This window comes from Chitinophagaceae bacterium (genome assembly GCA_016710165.1).
In the GTDB taxonomy this organism is placed as follows: Bacteria; Bacteroidota; Bacteroidia; order Chitinophagales; family Chitinophagaceae; genus Ferruginibacter.
Window position 1 is genome coordinate 2,152,742 of the sequence record JADJLJ010000001.1, and the last position, 16,276, is coordinate 2,169,017.

Annotated in this window: 15 protein-coding genes and 2 pseudogenes; 9 read left to right on the forward strand and 8 right to left on the reverse strand. The window is 45.7% G+C overall.

Annotation, left to right across the window (positions count from 1 at the left end; genetic code table 11):
* Positions 1 to 9: 9 nt before the first annotated feature.
* Both IPJ02_09385 and IPJ02_09390 read right to left on the reverse strand, forming a co-directional pair.
* Positions 10 to 591 (reverse strand): RNA polymerase sigma factor, encoded by a 582-nt coding sequence (locus IPJ02_09385; protein ID MBK7375752.1) that lies wholly within the window; start codon positions 589 to 591, stop codon positions 10 to 12.
* A 33-nt stretch (positions 592 to 624) separates the two neighbouring features.
* The gene (locus IPJ02_09390; protein MBK7375753.1) at positions 625 to 3,501 is read right to left on the reverse strand and encodes a TonB-dependent receptor; all 2,877 of its coding nucleotides are present in this window, start codon (positions 3,499 to 3,501) and stop codon (positions 625 to 627) included.
* A 197-nt stretch (positions 3,502 to 3,698) separates the two neighbouring features.
* Between IPJ02_09390 and IPJ02_09395 the strand changes: the two genes are divergently transcribed.
* Positions 3,699 to 4,205, forward strand: coding sequence for a DUF5606 domain-containing protein (locus IPJ02_09395; protein MBK7375754.1), 507 nt, complete (start codon positions 3,699 to 3,701; stop codon positions 4,203 to 4,205).
* Positions 4,206 to 4,332: 127 nt separating this feature from the next.
* Positions 4,333 to 6,042 (forward strand): M3 family oligoendopeptidase, encoded by a 1,710-nt coding sequence (locus tag IPJ02_09400; GenBank protein MBK7375755.1) that lies wholly within the window; start codon positions 4,333 to 4,335, stop codon positions 6,040 to 6,042.
* Between the two features lie 5 nt (positions 6,043 to 6,047).
* Here the strand turns inward: IPJ02_09400 and IPJ02_09405 are convergent, their stop codons facing one another.
* Positions 6,048 to 6,461, reverse strand: coding sequence for a transcriptional repressor (locus tag IPJ02_09405; protein MBK7375756.1), 414 nt, complete (start codon positions 6,459 to 6,461; stop codon positions 6,048 to 6,050).
* Positions 6,462 to 6,467: 6 nt separating this feature from the next.
* Positions 6,468 to 7,220: an SCO family protein gene (locus IPJ02_09410; GenBank protein ID MBK7375757.1), complete on the reverse strand. Its 753-nt coding sequence runs from the start codon at positions 7,218 to 7,220 to the stop codon at positions 6,468 to 6,470.
* Positions 7,221 to 7,322: 102 nt separating this feature from the next.
* Between IPJ02_09410 and IPJ02_09415 the strand changes: the two genes are divergently transcribed.
* Together IPJ02_09415 and IPJ02_09420 are read left to right on the forward strand one after the other, a co-directional pair.
* Positions 7,323 to 7,712 (forward strand): MerC domain-containing protein, encoded by a 390-nt coding sequence (locus tag IPJ02_09415; protein ID MBK7375758.1) that lies wholly within the window; start codon positions 7,323 to 7,325, stop codon positions 7,710 to 7,712.
* A 61-nt stretch (positions 7,713 to 7,773) separates the two neighbouring features.
* Positions 7,774 to 8,203: pseudogene (locus IPJ02_09420) on the forward strand (DUF4440 domain-containing protein).
* Here the strand turns inward: IPJ02_09420 and IPJ02_09425 are convergent.
* From IPJ02_09425 to IPJ02_09440, 4 genes are all read right to left on the reverse strand, one after another.
* Positions 8,204 to 8,422 (reverse strand): hypothetical protein, encoded by a 219-nt coding sequence (locus IPJ02_09425; protein ID MBK7375759.1) that lies wholly within the window; start codon positions 8,420 to 8,422, stop codon positions 8,204 to 8,206.
* A 50-nt stretch (positions 8,423 to 8,472) separates the two neighbouring features.
* On the reverse strand, positions 8,473 to 9,240 hold the full coding sequence (locus IPJ02_09430; protein ID MBK7375760.1) for a glycoside hydrolase family 25 protein: 768 nt from the start codon (positions 9,238 to 9,240) through the stop codon (positions 8,473 to 8,475).
* Positions 9,241 to 9,362: 122 nt separating this feature from the next.
* The gene (locus IPJ02_09435; protein ID MBK7375761.1) at positions 9,363 to 9,752 is read right to left on the reverse strand and encodes a T9SS type A sorting domain-containing protein; all 390 of its coding nucleotides are present in this window, start codon (positions 9,750 to 9,752) and stop codon (positions 9,363 to 9,365) included.
* Between the two features lie 32 nt (positions 9,753 to 9,784).
* Positions 9,785 to 11,302, reverse strand: a complete 1,518-nt coding sequence (locus IPJ02_09440) for a M1 family metallopeptidase (protein MBK7375762.1) — start codon at positions 11,300 to 11,302, stop codon at positions 9,785 to 9,787.
* A 176-nt stretch (positions 11,303 to 11,478) separates the two neighbouring features.
* Here IPJ02_09440 and IPJ02_09445 point away from each other — a divergent pair, with 176 nt between their 5' ends.
* The 5 genes and pseudogenes from IPJ02_09445 to IPJ02_09465 all read left to right on the forward strand — a co-directional run bounded on the left by IPJ02_09445 (position 11,479) and on the right by IPJ02_09465 (position 16,230).
* The gene (locus IPJ02_09445) at positions 11,479 to 12,345 is read left to right on the forward strand and encodes a lytic transglycosylase domain-containing protein (protein ID MBK7375763.1); all 867 of its coding nucleotides are present in this window, start codon (positions 11,479 to 11,481) and stop codon (positions 12,343 to 12,345) included.
* A 99-nt stretch (positions 12,346 to 12,444) separates the two neighbouring features.
* Positions 12,445 to 13,475, forward strand: a pseudogene (locus IPJ02_09450) (SPASM domain-containing protein).
* Between the two features lie 27 nt (positions 13,476 to 13,502).
* Complete coding sequence (locus tag IPJ02_09455; GenBank protein MBK7375764.1) at positions 13,503 to 14,525, forward strand: AI-2E family transporter; 1,023 nt, start codon at positions 13,503 to 13,505, stop codon at positions 14,523 to 14,525.
* A gap of 31 nt (positions 14,526 to 14,556) precedes the next feature.
* Positions 14,557 to 15,003: a MarR family transcriptional regulator gene (locus IPJ02_09460; GenBank protein MBK7375765.1), complete on the forward strand. Its 447-nt coding sequence runs from the start codon at positions 14,557 to 14,559 to the stop codon at positions 15,001 to 15,003.
* Positions 15,004 to 15,018: 15 nt separating this feature from the next.
* Positions 15,019 to 16,230, forward strand: coding sequence for a family 10 glycosylhydrolase (locus IPJ02_09465; protein ID MBK7375766.1), 1,212 nt, complete (start codon positions 15,019 to 15,021; stop codon positions 16,228 to 16,230).
* The last annotated feature ends 46 nt before the right edge of the window (positions 16,231 to 16,276 follow it).

Sequence of the window (16,276 nt, forward strand, 5' to 3'; positions counted from 1 at the left end):
GGATCTGTTTTATTGTTCCGTGATCTTTTCTTTATAATAATCAGCCAATATCTTCCTCAAATTCGTTTTTGCCCTTGCGATCAGGGACTCTACCGCATACAGGGTGGTGCTCATTATTTCAGCCACTTCCTGGTAACTCTGCCCCTCCAGCTTGTGCAGCGTAAAAGCGATCCGTTGCTTATCCGGTATCTGCTTCAGTGCATGGAACAATTCTGCTGCCCGTTCCTTTTTCTCCATCTGCACGCCCGGGTGATTGAATTCCGCCGGCTGAAACGGCTCTTTTTCATCATTCCCAAAAAGGCTTTGCACAAAGGCAAAACGCTTTTTCCTTTTCTTCCGTTTCTCATGGTCCAGCGCCTTACTCACCGTAATGCGGTAAAGCCAGGTGGAAAATTTTGATTCACCTTTAAAAGAACTGACCGACTGGTACACCTGTATAAAAACCTCCTGTGTTATATCGTCTGCATCCTCCTCATTCTGTACAATGCCCAGTGCCGTATTGTAAACCATATGCTGCCACTCATCCACCAGCTTCTTAAAAGCCGGTTCATCGCCCTGCTGCAGTTGTGCAATTAATTCCTGTTGATCCAAAACGTCGCATTTAATTCGCTTCTTTAAAAGTAATTAAAATGGACGAAAGCCTCCTCCCTGTCCACCCATCCTGTTCCGGTCGAACCCGGAATTGGTATTGGTTGCAGGGGCCACACCAAAATTCTTCAGGCTGTAGGTGAAGGTGAGCATGAAATACTGCCGCAATACCTGGTTCTGCACATCCTGGATGTACGAATCGGTAGCTGTACGGGTGATGCTCTGGTTTTGTTTCAGCAGGTCAAATACCGTAAGCTTCAGTTCTGCCTGTTGTTTCTTCAGGAATTTTTTCCCGATGCCGGCATTCCACAACCAGTAATTCTGGTTGAATCCCCCGGTTAACCCGCTGTAACTCTGGTTGCTTACATCGTTCTGGATAAACCATCCTTTCTTATTCAGAAGATTCAATTGCACGCCGGCAGACTGCTGAACATATTTATTATTCAACTGCGGCTGAATTGAATTTTTTACATTATTAAGGTTCACGGAATAACTGACATTGAAATCAATGAATTCACTGATATTACTTGCCACCACCACACCGGCATTGTAGGTGGTTGATTTTGAATTATTGCGTACATTATTTATCAAGCCGGGGGTATTGCTGTATGTCAACCCGCCATTCAGGCTCAGGTTTGATTTCATGAACTTAAGGGGCATGGCATACGTTAAGAATGAACGCAGGCTCCAGAACCCGTCAATATTCACCGGTTTCGACAATTGGGATCCTTTATAAAGGGTAACAGAGCTGTTCAGCACACTGTCCTGCGAAGCGGTATACGTGGCATTGGTTATGTAATTGCTGTTCTGTTGCAGGAATATATTTGCAAAAAAACTTTTGGCTTTGGCCGTATTGGTATAGGTATACCTTGCACTGAGGATATTACCCACCTGTTGCTTAAGCTGGGGGTTCCCGGCTGTAATAAACAAGGGGTTGTTGTTATTATACACATCCTGCAACTGCGTTACGGAAGGCGCATTGGTATTTGCCCGGTAAAATATGCGGATGCTGTTCCGTGCATTTAATTTTTTATTCCACATCAGGTTGGGAAGGATGTTATTGAATGTCTTGCTTACATTGGCTGTAGTCGGGTAGGTCCTGTCGCTGGTAAGTATGGTGTATTGATAAGACAATCCAACAGAGAACATATTATCCCGGTCACCCACACGATAGCTTGTTCCCACATTGTGCCGCGTGGTTACGTTGTCGAATTTGTTTGAAAGGGAATCATCAAATACGGAATATTTTCCACCCACATAATCATACTGATAAACCTCCTGGTCTGACCTGCTTTTTGAATACGAAGGAGAATAATTGAACTGTAGCTGTCCCTTTTTTCCAACCGGTTCTGTATAGGCAATATTACCGGAGAGCTGGTAACCATTCGTTACCAGGCCCGTGTACTGCTGCAGGGAATCACTCAACGTTCCGCTGGGAGTATAATAATTGTTGATGTTCTGAACGTAGGTATCTCCATCTTTCCTGTTCAGTGCTGTATTAAAATTCACAGAAATGGTGCGGCCCTTTTTCGCAAACGAGTGACGGAACAAGATGTTGTTGTTAAAGTTATAGCCCGATGTTCTCGTGTCGGTATTATTAACGGACCGGCTGATAATATCTGTGGGAGAATAACTGTTAAGGCCGGATATGTCTTTTAGTGATTTGTTGTTTTGAAAACTCAGGCTCGGCGAGATCATGATGGAATTCCTGTCATTGATCTTATAATTCAGCCGGAAGTTTATGCGGTGATTGAAGTTTTTTGAACTGGACAGGGCATTCTCATTATAAAACTGGTTCTTGCCCGACAACTGAAAGTTCTCGGTATTGGATACCTGGTCGTTATTGGTATTGCTGTTGTTGAAGAAATAACTTCCGGATACCTCCGCTTTCTTTCCCCAGAGGTCGGAATAATTCAGGCCGAATGAATTTGTTTTGCTTATCCCATTCTGCTGGCCTACCGTAAAATTGTTGTTGTTTCCGCCAAAATTACCACCACCACCACGGTTACCGCCACCACCACGGTTTCCGCCGCCACCGCTGCTGGTAACCCCCAGCAGGTCCTGCGATGCAAAATTCTGCTGGTTGATATTATTGGCCAGGCCTACAAAGGTCAGCCGCACATTCTTTTTAAACAGGCTGACATTACCTCCTGCATTGTAAGTGCCTTGCGTACCGGCACCTGCATATATCCTTCCAAACTGGCCATTACGCATGCCTGATTTGGTTACGATATTGATGGACTTGGTGCTGTTCCCGTCATCAAAACCTGTGAACTGGGCCTGGTCGCTCAGTTTATCAAATACCTGTATCTTATCAATGATGGATGCCGGCAGGTTTCTTAAAGCGGCTGTGGCATCATCCCCAAAAAAATCACGGCCATCAACGGTCACTTTCCGCACCTGGTCGCCACCAGCGGTCACATTCCCATCCTTATCGATGGTTACCCCGGGGAGTTTCTTGATCATATCTTCTGCATTGGCATCGGGATTAACTTTCAGCTCGCTGGCATTGAATTCAAGGGTATCGCCTTTTTGTGTCACAACCGGCTTCCTGGCTTTCACCACAACACCTTCCAGTTCTTTGGCCATTTTTGCAAGATTGAACTGGAGGGGTTCTTTATTACTTGCCTGCAGGTTGATGACCTGGGAAACCACATCATACCCGATCATACTTGTAAGAAGGCGGTATTTATCAACGGCCAGCCCGGTAAATGAAAAATCCCCTTTTGCATCCGTTAAAACGGTTTTGGGATTCAAGGAATCCTTTTGTGCGATCAGGGTTACGGTTGCCCCCGGAATGGGTGTTTTGCTGTCTTTGTCCTGCAGTTTGCCCTTAAGGGTCAGGTTCTGGCTATTTGCAGCGAGGGCGCCCAGGCTGAAAATCAAAAGGAATAATGCTGATCTTAATCTCATAATTTTTTGTTGTATGCCCATTAGACGACAGTTTTTGCCCGAACTGGCGGCTGAAACCGGGCTTTTCGGCCCCGATATTAAGTACGGCACCCATTCCGGATAAATGGTATACGGCAGGGATTAACGGGCACTTCCCGATTAATTAATAAATTGCCTTTTTAGGGTTAACTTGCACGCCTAAATTTTAAACGACTCATATGGAATACAGCAAATTGGTATCGGTGACCGGGCTCCCGGGTTTATTTGAACTATTATCCTCAAAAGCCGACGGGGGTGTGGTGAGGTCACTGGAAGACAAAAGCACAAAATTTGTAAGCAGCCGCGTGCATAATTTTTCCCACCTGGAGAGCATTGAAGTGTTTACCAGCAAAGACAATGTGAACCTGGTGGATGTTTTCAATGCCATGAAGGGAAGCAAGGCAAAGCTTCCGGCCGATACTGATGCCGCTGCAGTTAAAAAATACTTTGAAAAGGTTTACCCCGATATGGATTTCAGCCGGGTTTATGCCAGCGATATGAAGAAGATGGTAAAGTGGTTTGGCATCCTGAGCGCAAATAATATTGAGATCAAATTATCGGAGAACCCGGCCGATACAGCAGACAATACAGCTGCCGAAAGCAAGCCCAAGGCAGTAGAGACAAAAGCGGCTGCCGTAAAGAATGCCCCGGCTAAAAAAATAAATGCACCGAGGAAGATGGCATAGTTTCCCCTGACCCAAAAGGGGAATAAGGCAACAGTTAAATTATTTAAAATCCTGCCGGGCTTAATAACTGTGGCAGGATTTTAATTTTAGTTCCAAACTCACGACTCATATCTCACGACTCACGACCATGTACACCGCAGATATAAAAAAACTCCCCCGTCATTTTGTTCCCGGGAATTTTACCATCACCAACTGGCAAAGCCTGGAACCCTACTTTAAAGACCTGCTCGAAAGAAAGATCGAAACAAAAGCCGGACTGGAAAAATGGCTGAAGGACCAGAGCGAACTGGAAGCCGTGGTGAATGAGGATGCCTGCTGGCGGCAGATCAAAATGACCTGTGATACCGAAAACAGGTCGCTGGAAGAAGCGTTTAATTTTTTCTTCATGGAGATCCAGCCAAAGATCCAGCCTTACTCGGATGCACTGAATAAAAAACTGGTGAACCACCCGCTGGCAAAAGAACTGGACCCGGAAAAATATTTCACCTACCTGCGTAACATCCGCAAAAGCATTGAACTTTTCCGGGAAGCGAATATCCCTTTGCAGGCAGAGCTCTCTGTCATGCAGCAGCAATATGGTGTTATTGCAGGCAAAATGACCGTAACCGTTCAGGGGGAAGAATATACCCTGCAACAGGCCGGTAAGTTCTTAGAAAACCCCGACAGGAAATTAAGAGAAGAAGTATACCGGAAAATAAACGACAGGAGACTTCAGGATAAGAAAGCACTGGATAAATTATTTGACCAGTTGATAGAAAAAAGGAACCAGGAAGCACTCAATGCCGGGTTTGCCAATTACCGGGATTATCGTTTTAAGGAGCTGGGCCGTTTTGATTATACCAGGGAAGATTGTTACCAGTTTCATGAAGCCGTAAAGCAACATGTATTGCCGCTTGTGAATATCATTTACCGGAACAAAAAAGAAAAGCTTGGGATAGCTGTTTTACGGCCCTGGGATATTGATGCAGAACCGGAAGGGGTTAAACCACTGCATCCTTTTGAAACAGGAGAAGACCTGATCCGGAGGTCGGTTGAATGTTTTACAAAACTTCGTCCCTTCTTTGGCGACTGCCTTAAAAAGATGCAGGAACTCAGGCACCTTGACCTGGAAAGCAGGAAGGGAAAGGCGCCCGGGGGATATAACTGCCCGCTGGCCGAAAGCGGCGCCCCCTTTATTTTCATGAATGCCGCCGGGCAGATGCAGGATGTGACCACCATGCTGCATGAAGGCGGCCATGCGATACATTCGTTTCTTGCCCATCCGCTGGAACTGAATGGTTTTAAGGAATACCCCATGGAGATCGCGGAAGTGGCCAGCATGGCCATGGAACTGATGAGTATGGAGGAATGGGAAACATTCTTTACCGGACCGGAAGACCTGAAACGGGCAAAAGAACATCAACTGGAAAGAGTGATCACCATTTTCCCCTGGATCGCCATCATAGATAAATTCCAGCACTGGGTCTATGAAAATCCTTTGCATACGCATGATCAACGTACTGCCCGGTGGAATGAGATCCTGAAAGAATTCCAGGATGATGTGATCGACTACAGCGGACTGGAAACATTCCGGAGCAACAGTTGGCAACGCCAGTTGCATTTATTTGAAGTACCCTTTTATTATATAGAATATGGCATCGCCCAGTTAGGCGCCATTGGCATGTGGATGCAGTTTAAAGAAAACAAAGAACTGGCATTGGACAATTACTGCAGGGCCCTTGCACTGGGCGGCACCAAAACACTGCCGCAGCTTTTTGAAACAGCCGGGTTAAACTTTGATTTCAGCCCCGAAAGGATAAAGGTGCTGATGGAGTTTGTAAAAAGCCAGATGAAATAAGCCTGTTATTTGCACGCATCACAGGTACCGCTGATCACCACATCTGTCTGCCGTTGTTTAAACCCTTTGGGCAGTTTTACTTCCGGTATAGTTACATGATCCAGGCAAATGGTCTTGTCGCAAACATCACAAATGAAATGTACATGGTCATCGTGATGGTGACCTGCTTCGCAATTATCCTTACACAGGGCGTATAGTATGGAGTTGTCGGTAGTAGGTATGTTATGAATGATGCCTTTCTCCACAAAGGTCTGCAGGGTACGGTAAACAGTGACCCGGTCAAAGGAAGCATCGGTATCTTTCTCTATATCGGCATGGGCAAGCGCCCCTTCGCTTTTTAAAAAAAGTTCCAGGATTTTTTTGCGGCCGTCCGTCACGCTGAGCTGGTTTCTTTTTAATATGTCCAATAACTGGTCCATAAAACATTAATTCGGTGTATTGCTGAACCCGTTCATAAACCGTTTGGTCGTTACTTTTTCCTTGAGCAGGCCCTTAATATCAGTTATCATTTTATCTACTTCTTCATTATTCAACCCGTCATAAACCATCCCTCTTACCCGGCCCAGTTTATCTACCAGGGCAAAAAACTGGGTATGTATGAACTGGTCCTGTATCTGGATTGAATCGGGTTTCCCATTGTCGATACCATACGCCTGCCTCGCCATCCTGTAAAGCGCTGTTTTATCTCCTGTAACGAAATGCCAGTTCAGGTTTGTGGTTTGAACTTTGCTCACGGCGCCCTGCGGGTGACCTGCGGCCGGTTCGTATTCAATTTTATACGATCCATCTTCTTTCTTTACCAATTTACCATTGATCATCTTTTCCTCATACGCTTTCAGGAGCGGCACCGAATCGGTTTCCGGCATGCAGGTGTGGGAAAGGATCATAAAACCCGGTTCATCTTTAAAAGCATCATACACACGCCGCATGTTTGCATTCATCTTGGGACAGATCCCTTTGCAGGTGGTAAAAAAATATTCAGCCACATATACTTTTTCCTCCGTTTCCCGCTGCGAAATGGTTTTACCATCCTGGTTCACAAAGGAAAAATCACCGACATTGCTGTTGCGTACAACCAGGTTTGACTTTGAAAAATCGTAATCCCTGAACAACGCCAGGTAAAAGCCGCCCAGCAACAAAACGAAAAAGGTCACGTATATCAGCCACTTCTTACTCATGTGAACTCATTTGCAGCAAATTTACAACCCTTTCATTTAGCACGGCCGTCCTGGATATAATATTTGCAACATTATTGCATTTTTATTAATTTTGCCCTTCATATGAATATTAAACTGAACTGGGATGCCATGGGAATTGCCACGTCCGTTGCCTGTGCCATTCACTGTGCTTTACTGCCGGTACTGATGTCAACACTGCCTGTGTTCGGCATCAACATCATCCACAATATATTTTTTGAGTGGGGCATGATCATCCTGGCATTTGCAGTTGGCTCCTACTCGCTTTTTCATGGTTTTATCAAACACCACCGCTCCTTGTTACCGGTTTTGATCTTTACGAACGGTTTTATTTTCCTGGTACTTAAACAGTTCTTAACCCGGCTTGAAATTCCCTTTCTGCTGATCGCCGTTGTTTTTATCATCAGTGCTCATTTTTACAATTACCGTTTGTGCCACCGGAGCAAATGTACTTCCCCGCACCATAAGCACTAAGGGCTGCCGGTTTATTCATTCATTGCCGATTCTTTATATTTATGATTCAATCTGACTAATTATGAAGAAGTTTTCCCTGCTTTTCATCATGCTGTTTTACTTATTCAATATTTCATCCGCCCAATCACCGGACGAAACCATTATCCGCTCTGAAATTGAAAAGCAGCGCCTGGCCTGGAATAAAGGAGATATTGAAAGCTTTATGGGGACGTACTGGCAAAATGATTCCTTAATGTTCATCGGCAAAAGCGGGGTTACCTATGGCTGGCAAAACACCCTTAACAATTATAAAAGAGGCTATCCCGATACGGCTGCCATGGGCAAACTGGACTTTGATATACTGCAGGTAAAACCGCTTTCTGACACATACTTTTTCGTGGTGGGCAAATGGCACCTCACCCGGAGTATAGGTAATGCCGGCGGACACTTCACGTTGCTCTTCAGAAAGATGGAAGAATAAATGGGTGATCGTGGCCGACCACAGCAGCTGATCATAATTTCCACTTGCGCCGGAGGTGAATGATGAGGGCGATGAGGCTGCCAAGAAAGAATGCATAGTACAGGTAATTTTTCCAGGAAGGGCTGTCATCAAAAAAAGCATACCCTTTATAAATGCCAATAAAGACATTCACCATCATCCATAACAAAACAATGGATATGGTCTGCAATATCGTGACCAGGAAAGCCCGGGTTTCATCCTCCATTCCCATAGCAGCCATTTTTATTGAAACGCCGCATTAAAAGTAGCATTAATGCCGGATCATTTCAGCAGCATTTTTTTAAACCTCGCACTGTCGCCGTTGAATACATTAAAGTCCACATACGCATTCACGCCATCCACCCTTCCGCTCTCATTGTGCTGCCAAAAACTCCAGCTGCGCTTTATGCGGGGTTTGTCTTTTACAAGGTAGTGAGCGATCCACAACGGGTACTCATCAAATTTTCCATCCAGGAAGTTTTCGTAAAAATCAATATTAGTGTAAATGATGGGTTTTACTTTGTACTGTTTTTCAATCATCATCAGCCAGTCCTTTGCCCGTTGCTGTATCTCTGCAACCGAAGCCCCGTTGGTGGCCTCAATATCCAGCACCGGTGGCAGGTCTCCTTTCGCAAGTGAGACCGTAGCTATAAAATTCTCAGCCTGCGCCTTGCCGCTTTTGGATGGAATGAAGAAATGATAGGCCCCTCTTGGCATGTTTGCTTCCTTTGCATTGAACCAGTTTTGCCGGAAACTGTTATCCACCCTTCCCAATCCTTCGGTGGCTTTTATAAAGGCAAAGCCGATCTTCACCTGCTTGTCCCGCATCGCCTTGACGGCTTCCCAGTCAATGTTCTTTTGATAACGGCTTACGTCAATACCATGAATGGCATAACTGGCGGGCAGGTCAATATCAAAAGCAGGATAGCGTACAAATTTTGGTCTGCGCAAAGCGCCGGTAACGTAATAAACCAACACAGCGGTTGCCATCAGAAGCAACAGCAGCAACACGATGAACCGGGAAAGGGACTTTTTTTTCTTTTTTGCCAAGCGAGGGTTTTACAGGCAAATTTGCAGAAAAGAAATTTTACCGGCCTGCTAAAGTTTTAATAAAACATTTTGCAACAGATCACCGGGATCATGCACAGGCAATTCCCGTTAGATAAACCGGTTTACTTCACCAGTTTTTTCACAAATACAACCTTCTTGCCGGCCACCACAGTAAAAATATACTGGCCCGCAGCTAAATAGGCCGATGGTATTTCAAGATACTCCGATCCGTTCAGCAGTGAAAAGGACTTATTGTATATCAACTGCCCGGCCATGTTATGCAACCGGATGGCGACAACGGGACTTGTAAAATTGCGCAGGTAAACATAAAACCGGTCCGCTACCGGGTTCGGATATACCTGCACTACATTCTGCCCGGTTACCGCATCCGCTGTCTTTTTTGTTGTATTGTTCCGGGTAACAAGCCAATAATCGGGATCGACCAGGACCGTATCGGCAACAAAGCCTATGTTTCTCAGGAACACTTCATCATTCACCTTGTTGTCTACCACAATGGTCTTTTCCTGTGATGCATTCTTGAATTTCAGGGCAACCGGCAGGTCAAAAAACTTACCGAAGTATGTGAAGTCGTCTGGCTCATCCTGACCTTTACATAGCTGCTTCCTATTTGCGACCATTCCACTTTATAGGAAGGGTAACCCTGCCCTTCAAACCAGTCTTTGAAAAATTTGCTGAGGTCCAGCCCGCTTTCTGCTTCCAGGTTCCGTTGCAGGTCGGTTGTTTTTGCAAAACCATAGATCACAGCAGGATCACTCTGGTACTTGCGTATGGCACGGAAAAAAACTTCATCACCCAGTTTCCAGCGCAGCATATACAGCAGGTAGGATCCTTTATTATAACTCAGCCTTCCGCTGAATATCCGTCCTACATTGCTTGTGTCATCTACTTTAACAGAACCGCCGGTTGCCGATGTGATATTGTTAACCACCGACCGCCGGTTGGCAATGGTATTGGCCGGGTACTTATTTTCCATGTACATGGCAGCAAGGTGCGTTGCAAAACCTTCGTTGAGCCAGATATCTTCCCAGGAGGCGCAGGTGATCTTATCCCCGAACCATTGGTGTCCGAGTTCGTGAGCAGACAGGCTTTCGTTTATAGAAACCAAAAAACTGGCCGTTTGGTGCTCCATCCCGCCTCCCCAGCCAAACTGCACATGGCCGTATTTCTCTTTGATGAAAGGATAATCGCCGAATATGCCGTGGAAATATTTGATCGCATCCAGTACATTTTGTGTACCATTCTGAAAAGAGGCAAGGCTTTCGGGGTAGCAATAGGTTTGCATGGGCAGGTTAACCGCACCCAACTGAACGGAATTAATGAACACGGCATAATTGGTAACTGCAAAACAAACCAGGTACGAAGCAATGGGATACCGGTGCTTCCAGTAAGCCACTTTTTTTGTTCCGCCGGCGATCAATGTTTCGCCCTGCAGCAATCCATTGGACGCTGCCTTAAATGCCGCTGGGTTTGTAATGATGATGTCTATTGAATCGGCCTTATCGTCCAGCCCGTTCTTGCAGGGCCACCAGTCACGGCTGCCGTAGGGCTCACTCAGGGTCCATATCACAGGAACTGCTCCATGCGTGGTTTGCACAAAAGAACCGAAACCGGTATTGGCCGGCGGGCCCTTATAATAAATACTTACCGAATCAAGCGTTCCGGCATTTACCGGTGCCGGGAAATTTACCTGGAGCAGGTTGCCGGCATGTGACCTGGAAAGAAGGGTATTCCGTTGCCTGACACTATCCACGTTCAAACTGTTCATCAGGTCGAATGAAATGGAACTGGCCGCAGAAGTGATCACATAATATACCGTTACTTTCCCGGTGATATAATAAACGGCCGGGTCCACTTCCCACTCACAACGGTAATACTTCACATCAAAATTAGCCGAGGCAAGCGTTCCGTTGATAATATTCAGTCCTTCATAATGTTTCTTTTCCTGTACGGATATTTCAGCTGCCGGATTGTAATTATTTTCCTGCACCTGGGCCTGTACATTAAAACCAGCCAGTAAAAACACGATAGAAAATATACGCATATGCAACTATTATTAAATGTTTGTATGAACAGGTATGAATGAAGTTCCTAATTTTTTGTGAAAGGGCAATAATAAGGAAGGCAAACCGTTTTTACGAAAGCCCGTTTTTAATTGCATACCTTATGACGCTTACAGGCAAGAACGAAAAAAAAACCGCTGCAGTATCAAAGTCAATTTTGATACTTTTTTTTGCGCTGTGTACCGGGTTCATCGCCCGTGCCAATCATGTGTACGACACTTCCAGAAAGCTATTGCTGGCCTCGGTTGATAAAAATGAAAAAGCCGGTTATATTAACATCGGATCGAATGTGGTGTTTCCCGATGTGCTGACCGGTAATGAAGCAGAATCCCTCGGTTACATTGAAAAATTCTCTGAGAACAGAAGGGCTTATGTCATCCGTACTTACAACCGCGGAAAAAAATATTTTCCCAAAGTAAGTGCCATCCTGAAGAAATACGACCTGCCCGATGAACTGAAAATGCTCATAGCCCTCGAAAGCGCCTTTAATGCCAATGCTGTCTCAAAAGCCGGCGCTGTAGGTTACTGGCAGTTCATGGATGAAGTGGCAAGGGAATATGGCCTGAAATACGTTCCCAAACACAGGATCGTTACAAAGAAAGTGACCGTAAAAGGAAAGAAGCAGCTGAAAAAGGTGATTGTAAAAAGGCAGCCTGCCGGAAGAGATGACCGGAAGAATTTCAACAAATCAACCCACGCTGCTGCCCGCTACCTGAAAGACCGAAGCCGCAACCTAGATAATAACCTGCTTTTGATGGTGGCCAGTTACAATTGTGGTGTAGGCAATGTATGGGAAGCCATAAAAAAAACCGGGAAGGCTGATCCCGATTTCTGGGATATAAAAGATCACCTGCCTGCCGAAACAAGGGCATATGTGATGAACTTCATTACATTGAACGTGCTTTTTCACAACTACGATAAATTCACCGGGAACAACCTCAATTTCACCCCGGCCAGGATCAGGATCGACAACATGGAAACCCATATGACGGAAGCGCTTGATGAAGCAAGCAATGAAAAATGACCTGTTTCCATTAAGGCATTTTCTCCTCATTCATTTTCTTATTGTTGTTATTTAACCCGGATCCTTAACCAAGTAACCCAATCGGCTTACCTTTGTTCAATGCCCCGATTCAACTGGAACGATAGTACAAACCTGTTACGTAAACTCACTTTCAGGCGTTTCACAAATGGCATGAAGGTACTCAGCAGTTTTTATGCAAGCCGTTTGCTGAACAGGCCCGTACAGTGGGGCTATCCCGTTTCCATTTCGTTTGAACCTACCACCAGTTGCAACCTGCGCTGCCCCGAATGCCCCAGTGGTTTACGGCAGTTCACCCGGCCCACAGGTATGCTGCAAAATGATTTTTTCAGGCAGACCATTGATGAGATCCATACCGAATTACTCTACCTTATTTTTTATTTCCAGGGGGAGCCCTACCTGAACCCGGAATTTTTAAACATGGTGAAATACGCCAGCGATAAAAAGATCTATACCGCCACCTCCACCAATGCCCATTACCTTACCGACGAAGTGGCGAAAAAACGGTGGAAAGCGGTTTGGACCGCCTGATCATATCCATTGACGGCACTACGCAGGATGTGTACCAGCAGTACCGGGTGGGGGGCAACCTGGAAAAGGTGCTGGAAGGTGCAAAGAACATCATGAAATGGAAAAAGGAATTAAAGCGCAAAACGCCTTTTGTTTTCTTCCAGTTCCTGGTGGTAAAACCCAATGAACACCAGGTGGAAGATATTAAACGCCTTGCCAGGGAAGTGGGGGTGGATGAGGTTCGTTTTAAAACGGCCCAGGTATATGAGTACGAAACCGACCCCAACAACCTGATACCAACCATGGATAAATACAGCCGCTATAAAAAAAATGCCGATGGCAGCTATACAGCAAAGAACCGGCTCACCAACCGCTGCTGGAAACTGCAGCATGCCAATGTGATCACCTGGGATGGCCTGGTGGTGCCCTGCTGTTTTGATAAAGACGCCACACACCAACTGGGCAACCTGAAAACGCAGTCTTTTAAGGAGATCTGGCATAATGCTAATTACAGGCAGTTCCGGAATGAACTGATGAAAAGCCGGAAAAATATTGATATTTGTGCCAATTGCAGCGAAGGGGTTTCTGTATGGAAAGATTAAAATGCTGACATTTGCATTTTCCCAGCTATGCCATCAACATTCAATAACCGCCTCCGGCAGATAATTTTACTCCTTGTCATTATCCTGCTTGCCATTTTGCTGCTGAACCAGCTTTTTATTTTTTTACCGGGTTTTTTGGGCGCCATTACCCTGTACATCCTGCTGCGGGATAGTTTTTATTACCTGACCATCAAAAAACGGTGGAAAAAAACCGGTACAGCGGTCCTGTTCATCCTGGGCAGCCTGGTGGTGATCGCCCTGCCGCTTTATTTTTCCATCCGGCTCATCTCTTCTGAACTGTCGGTCATTTTAAATAACCCCACCGAGTTGATAGCCGATGCAAAGATCGTGGGACAAAAGATATTTGATGTCACCGGTATCCAGTTAATGAACGAACAGAATATTTTAACATTTCAGAAACAGGCAGCGGCCATTATTCCTTCTTTACTTAACAGTTCTGCCGCTATTCTCAGTAATTTTGCCGTTATGTTTTTCCTGATGTATTTCCTGCTGGCGAACGGAAGGGAAGTTGAGCGGTTTCTTGACCGCTTTATCCCCCTGAAAGAAGAGAATATTGATATGCTGAGCCAGGAAACAAAGAACATGATCCGGGCAAATGCCATCGGGATACCCGTGCTGGCTATCATACAAGGTATTATTGCCACCATCGGTTACTGGATATTCGGGGTAAAGGATTTTGGCCTGTGGGGATTTCTGACCGGTGTTTTTTCCATGGTTCCCATCGTGGGCAGCGCTGTTATCTGGGCGCCATTGACCGCTTATTTATTTGCCATTGATAAAACAGGTCATGCCGTCGGCCTGCTCATCTATGCCGTGGTGCTTATCTCCAATATTGATTACGTGATAAGACTTACCCTGCTGAGGAAGTTCATGGATGTGCATCCGCTGATCACCGTGTTTGGAGTGATCGTTGGCCTGGGCCTGTTCGGTTTTTGGGGCGTGATCTTCGGGCCGCTGCTTATCAGCTATTTTATTATTTTGATCAGGATATACATGAATGAATTTGGCAAACCGGCCAACGCTTCTTAGCGTCACCGGTCTTGCCGCATACCTATACATTATGGGCATCGAAAAAGACATCAGCCAGCAATCGTTCCGGAACGATCATCAAAAAGGGATCATCAATCTCATCTACACCTACAACTGGGTGAATGAAAAGATGAAAGCCTTTTTTGAAAAAGAGGGGATCACCGGTCAGCAGTTCAATATCCTCCGCATACTGAGAGGTGCCGGGGCCCCGATCTCCACCCTGCAGATCAGGGAACGCATGCTGGATAAAATGAGCGATACCAGCCGTATTGTTGACCGGCTTGTACTGAAGGGACTTGCACAGAAAAATATATGCAAGAATGACAAGCGCCTGGTGGATGTAAGCATTACCGCAAAAGGAAAAAAACTTTTGGGAAAAATAGACGGACACGAAAAAGAGATGGATTCCATATTCGGCAACCTCTCCGAAGCCGAAGCCGGCCAGCTGAATAAACTTTTGGATAAGATCCGTCAATAACTGTAAATACGATCCATGAAATCTTTCTTTCCTCTTTTACTTGTTGCTTGTTGCTTAGTGCCTGTTGCTGCTGCTGCCCAGGCAAAGCCGGAGTTCCGCGGTGTGTGGGTGGCTACGGTTGATAATATCGACTGGCCGTCAAAAGGCAATTATAATTCCGATTCGCAAAAAGTGGAATTCATAAAATTGCTGGACATGCACCAGCGCAATGGCATGAATGCGATGATCGTTCAGATCAGGCCTGTTACGGATGCCTTTTATCCGTCGCAGTATGAACCCTGGAGTGAATTCCTTACCGGCAGGCAGGGACAACCGCCGATGCCGTATTACGATCCGCTGGAATTCATGATCTCCGAAACCCACAAACGGGGAATGGAATTTCACGCATGGATGAATCCTTACCGGGCCGTTTTCAATATCAACACCTCTTCCATTGCTGCAAACCACATTACCCGGATCCATCCCGAATGGTTCCTTACCTATGGTGACAAAAGATATTTTGACCCGGGAAGTAAGGAAGTGCAGCAGTATGTGACCAATGTGGTAAAAGATGTGGTGAACCGCTATGCCGTGGATGCCATTCATTTTGATGACTATTTTTACCCGTACCGCATAGCGGGAAAAGAATTTCCGGACAATGCGAATTTCCTTCGTTATGGCAACGGCATGATAAAAGACGACTGGAGAAGAAGCAATGTGGATTCAATAATATGGATGCTCAGTACTGCCATAAAAAAAGAAAATCCCAAATGCCAGTTCGGGATCAGTCCCTTTGGCGTATGGCGTAACGAAGACAAGGATCCCGTTAACGGCAGCAAAACTAATGGCGCCCAAACCAATTACGACGACCTGTATGCCGACATATTATTGTGGCTCCGGAATGGATGGATAGATTATGTAGCGCCCCAGCTCTATTGGGAATTCGGGCATAGGATCGCCCCTTATGAAATTCTGCTCGACTGGTGGAGCAAACATACCTACGGCAGGAACTGCTATATCGGCCTGGGTATATACCGGGCCAACAGCAACAGCGCCTGGAAAGACATTACCCAACTGCCCCGGCAGATAGAAGCCTTGCGCAGCACTCCCAACATACAGGGTATGATCTTCTTCAGCAGCAGATCGTTCAATAATAATCCCAATGGCTGGAGCGATCGTTTGCGCCTGGATTATTTTAAAGAGCCGGCAAAGACCCCGGAAATGAACTGGATAAACAGCAGCAGGTGATGATCTGCGGCTGTTATGCCAATTTCATTTTATCTACCTTTGTTAT

Coding starts and splice junctions, on each gene's coding strand:
- IPJ02_09390 (MBK7375753.1), bottom strand. CDS start 3,501: ATGAGATTAAGATCAGCATTATTCCTTTTGATTTTCAGCCTGGGCGCC.
- IPJ02_09395 (MBK7375754.1), top strand. CDS start 3,699: ATGGAATACAGCAAATTGGTATCGGTGACCGGGCTCCCGGGTTTATTT.
- IPJ02_09400 (MBK7375755.1), top strand. CDS start 4,333: ATGTACACCGCAGATATAAAAAAACTCCCCCGTCATTTTGTTCCCGGG.
- IPJ02_09405 (MBK7375756.1), bottom strand. CDS start 6,461: ATGGACCAGTTATTGGACATATTAAAAAGAAACCAGCTCAGCGTGACG.
- IPJ02_09410 (MBK7375757.1), bottom strand. CDS start 7,220: ATGAGTAAGAAGTGGCTGATATACGTGACCTTTTTCGTTTTGTTGCTG.
- IPJ02_09415 (MBK7375758.1), top strand. CDS start 7,323: ATGAATATTAAACTGAACTGGGATGCCATGGGAATTGCCACGTCCGTT.
- IPJ02_09425 (MBK7375759.1), bottom strand. CDS start 8,422: ATGGGAATGGAGGATGAAACCCGGGCTTTCCTGGTCACGATATTGCAG.
- IPJ02_09440 (MBK7375762.1), bottom strand. CDS start 11,302: ATGCGTATATTTTCTATCGTGTTTTTACTGGCTGGTTTTAATGTACAG.
- IPJ02_09455 (MBK7375764.1), top strand. CDS start 13,503: ATGCCATCAACATTCAATAACCGCCTCCGGCAGATAATTTTACTCCTT.
- IPJ02_09460 (MBK7375765.1), top strand. CDS start 14,557: ATGGGCATCGAAAAAGACATCAGCCAGCAATCGTTCCGGAACGATCAT.
- IPJ02_09465 (MBK7375766.1), top strand. CDS start 15,019: ATGAAATCTTTCTTTCCTCTTTTACTTGTTGCTTGTTGCTTAGTGCCT.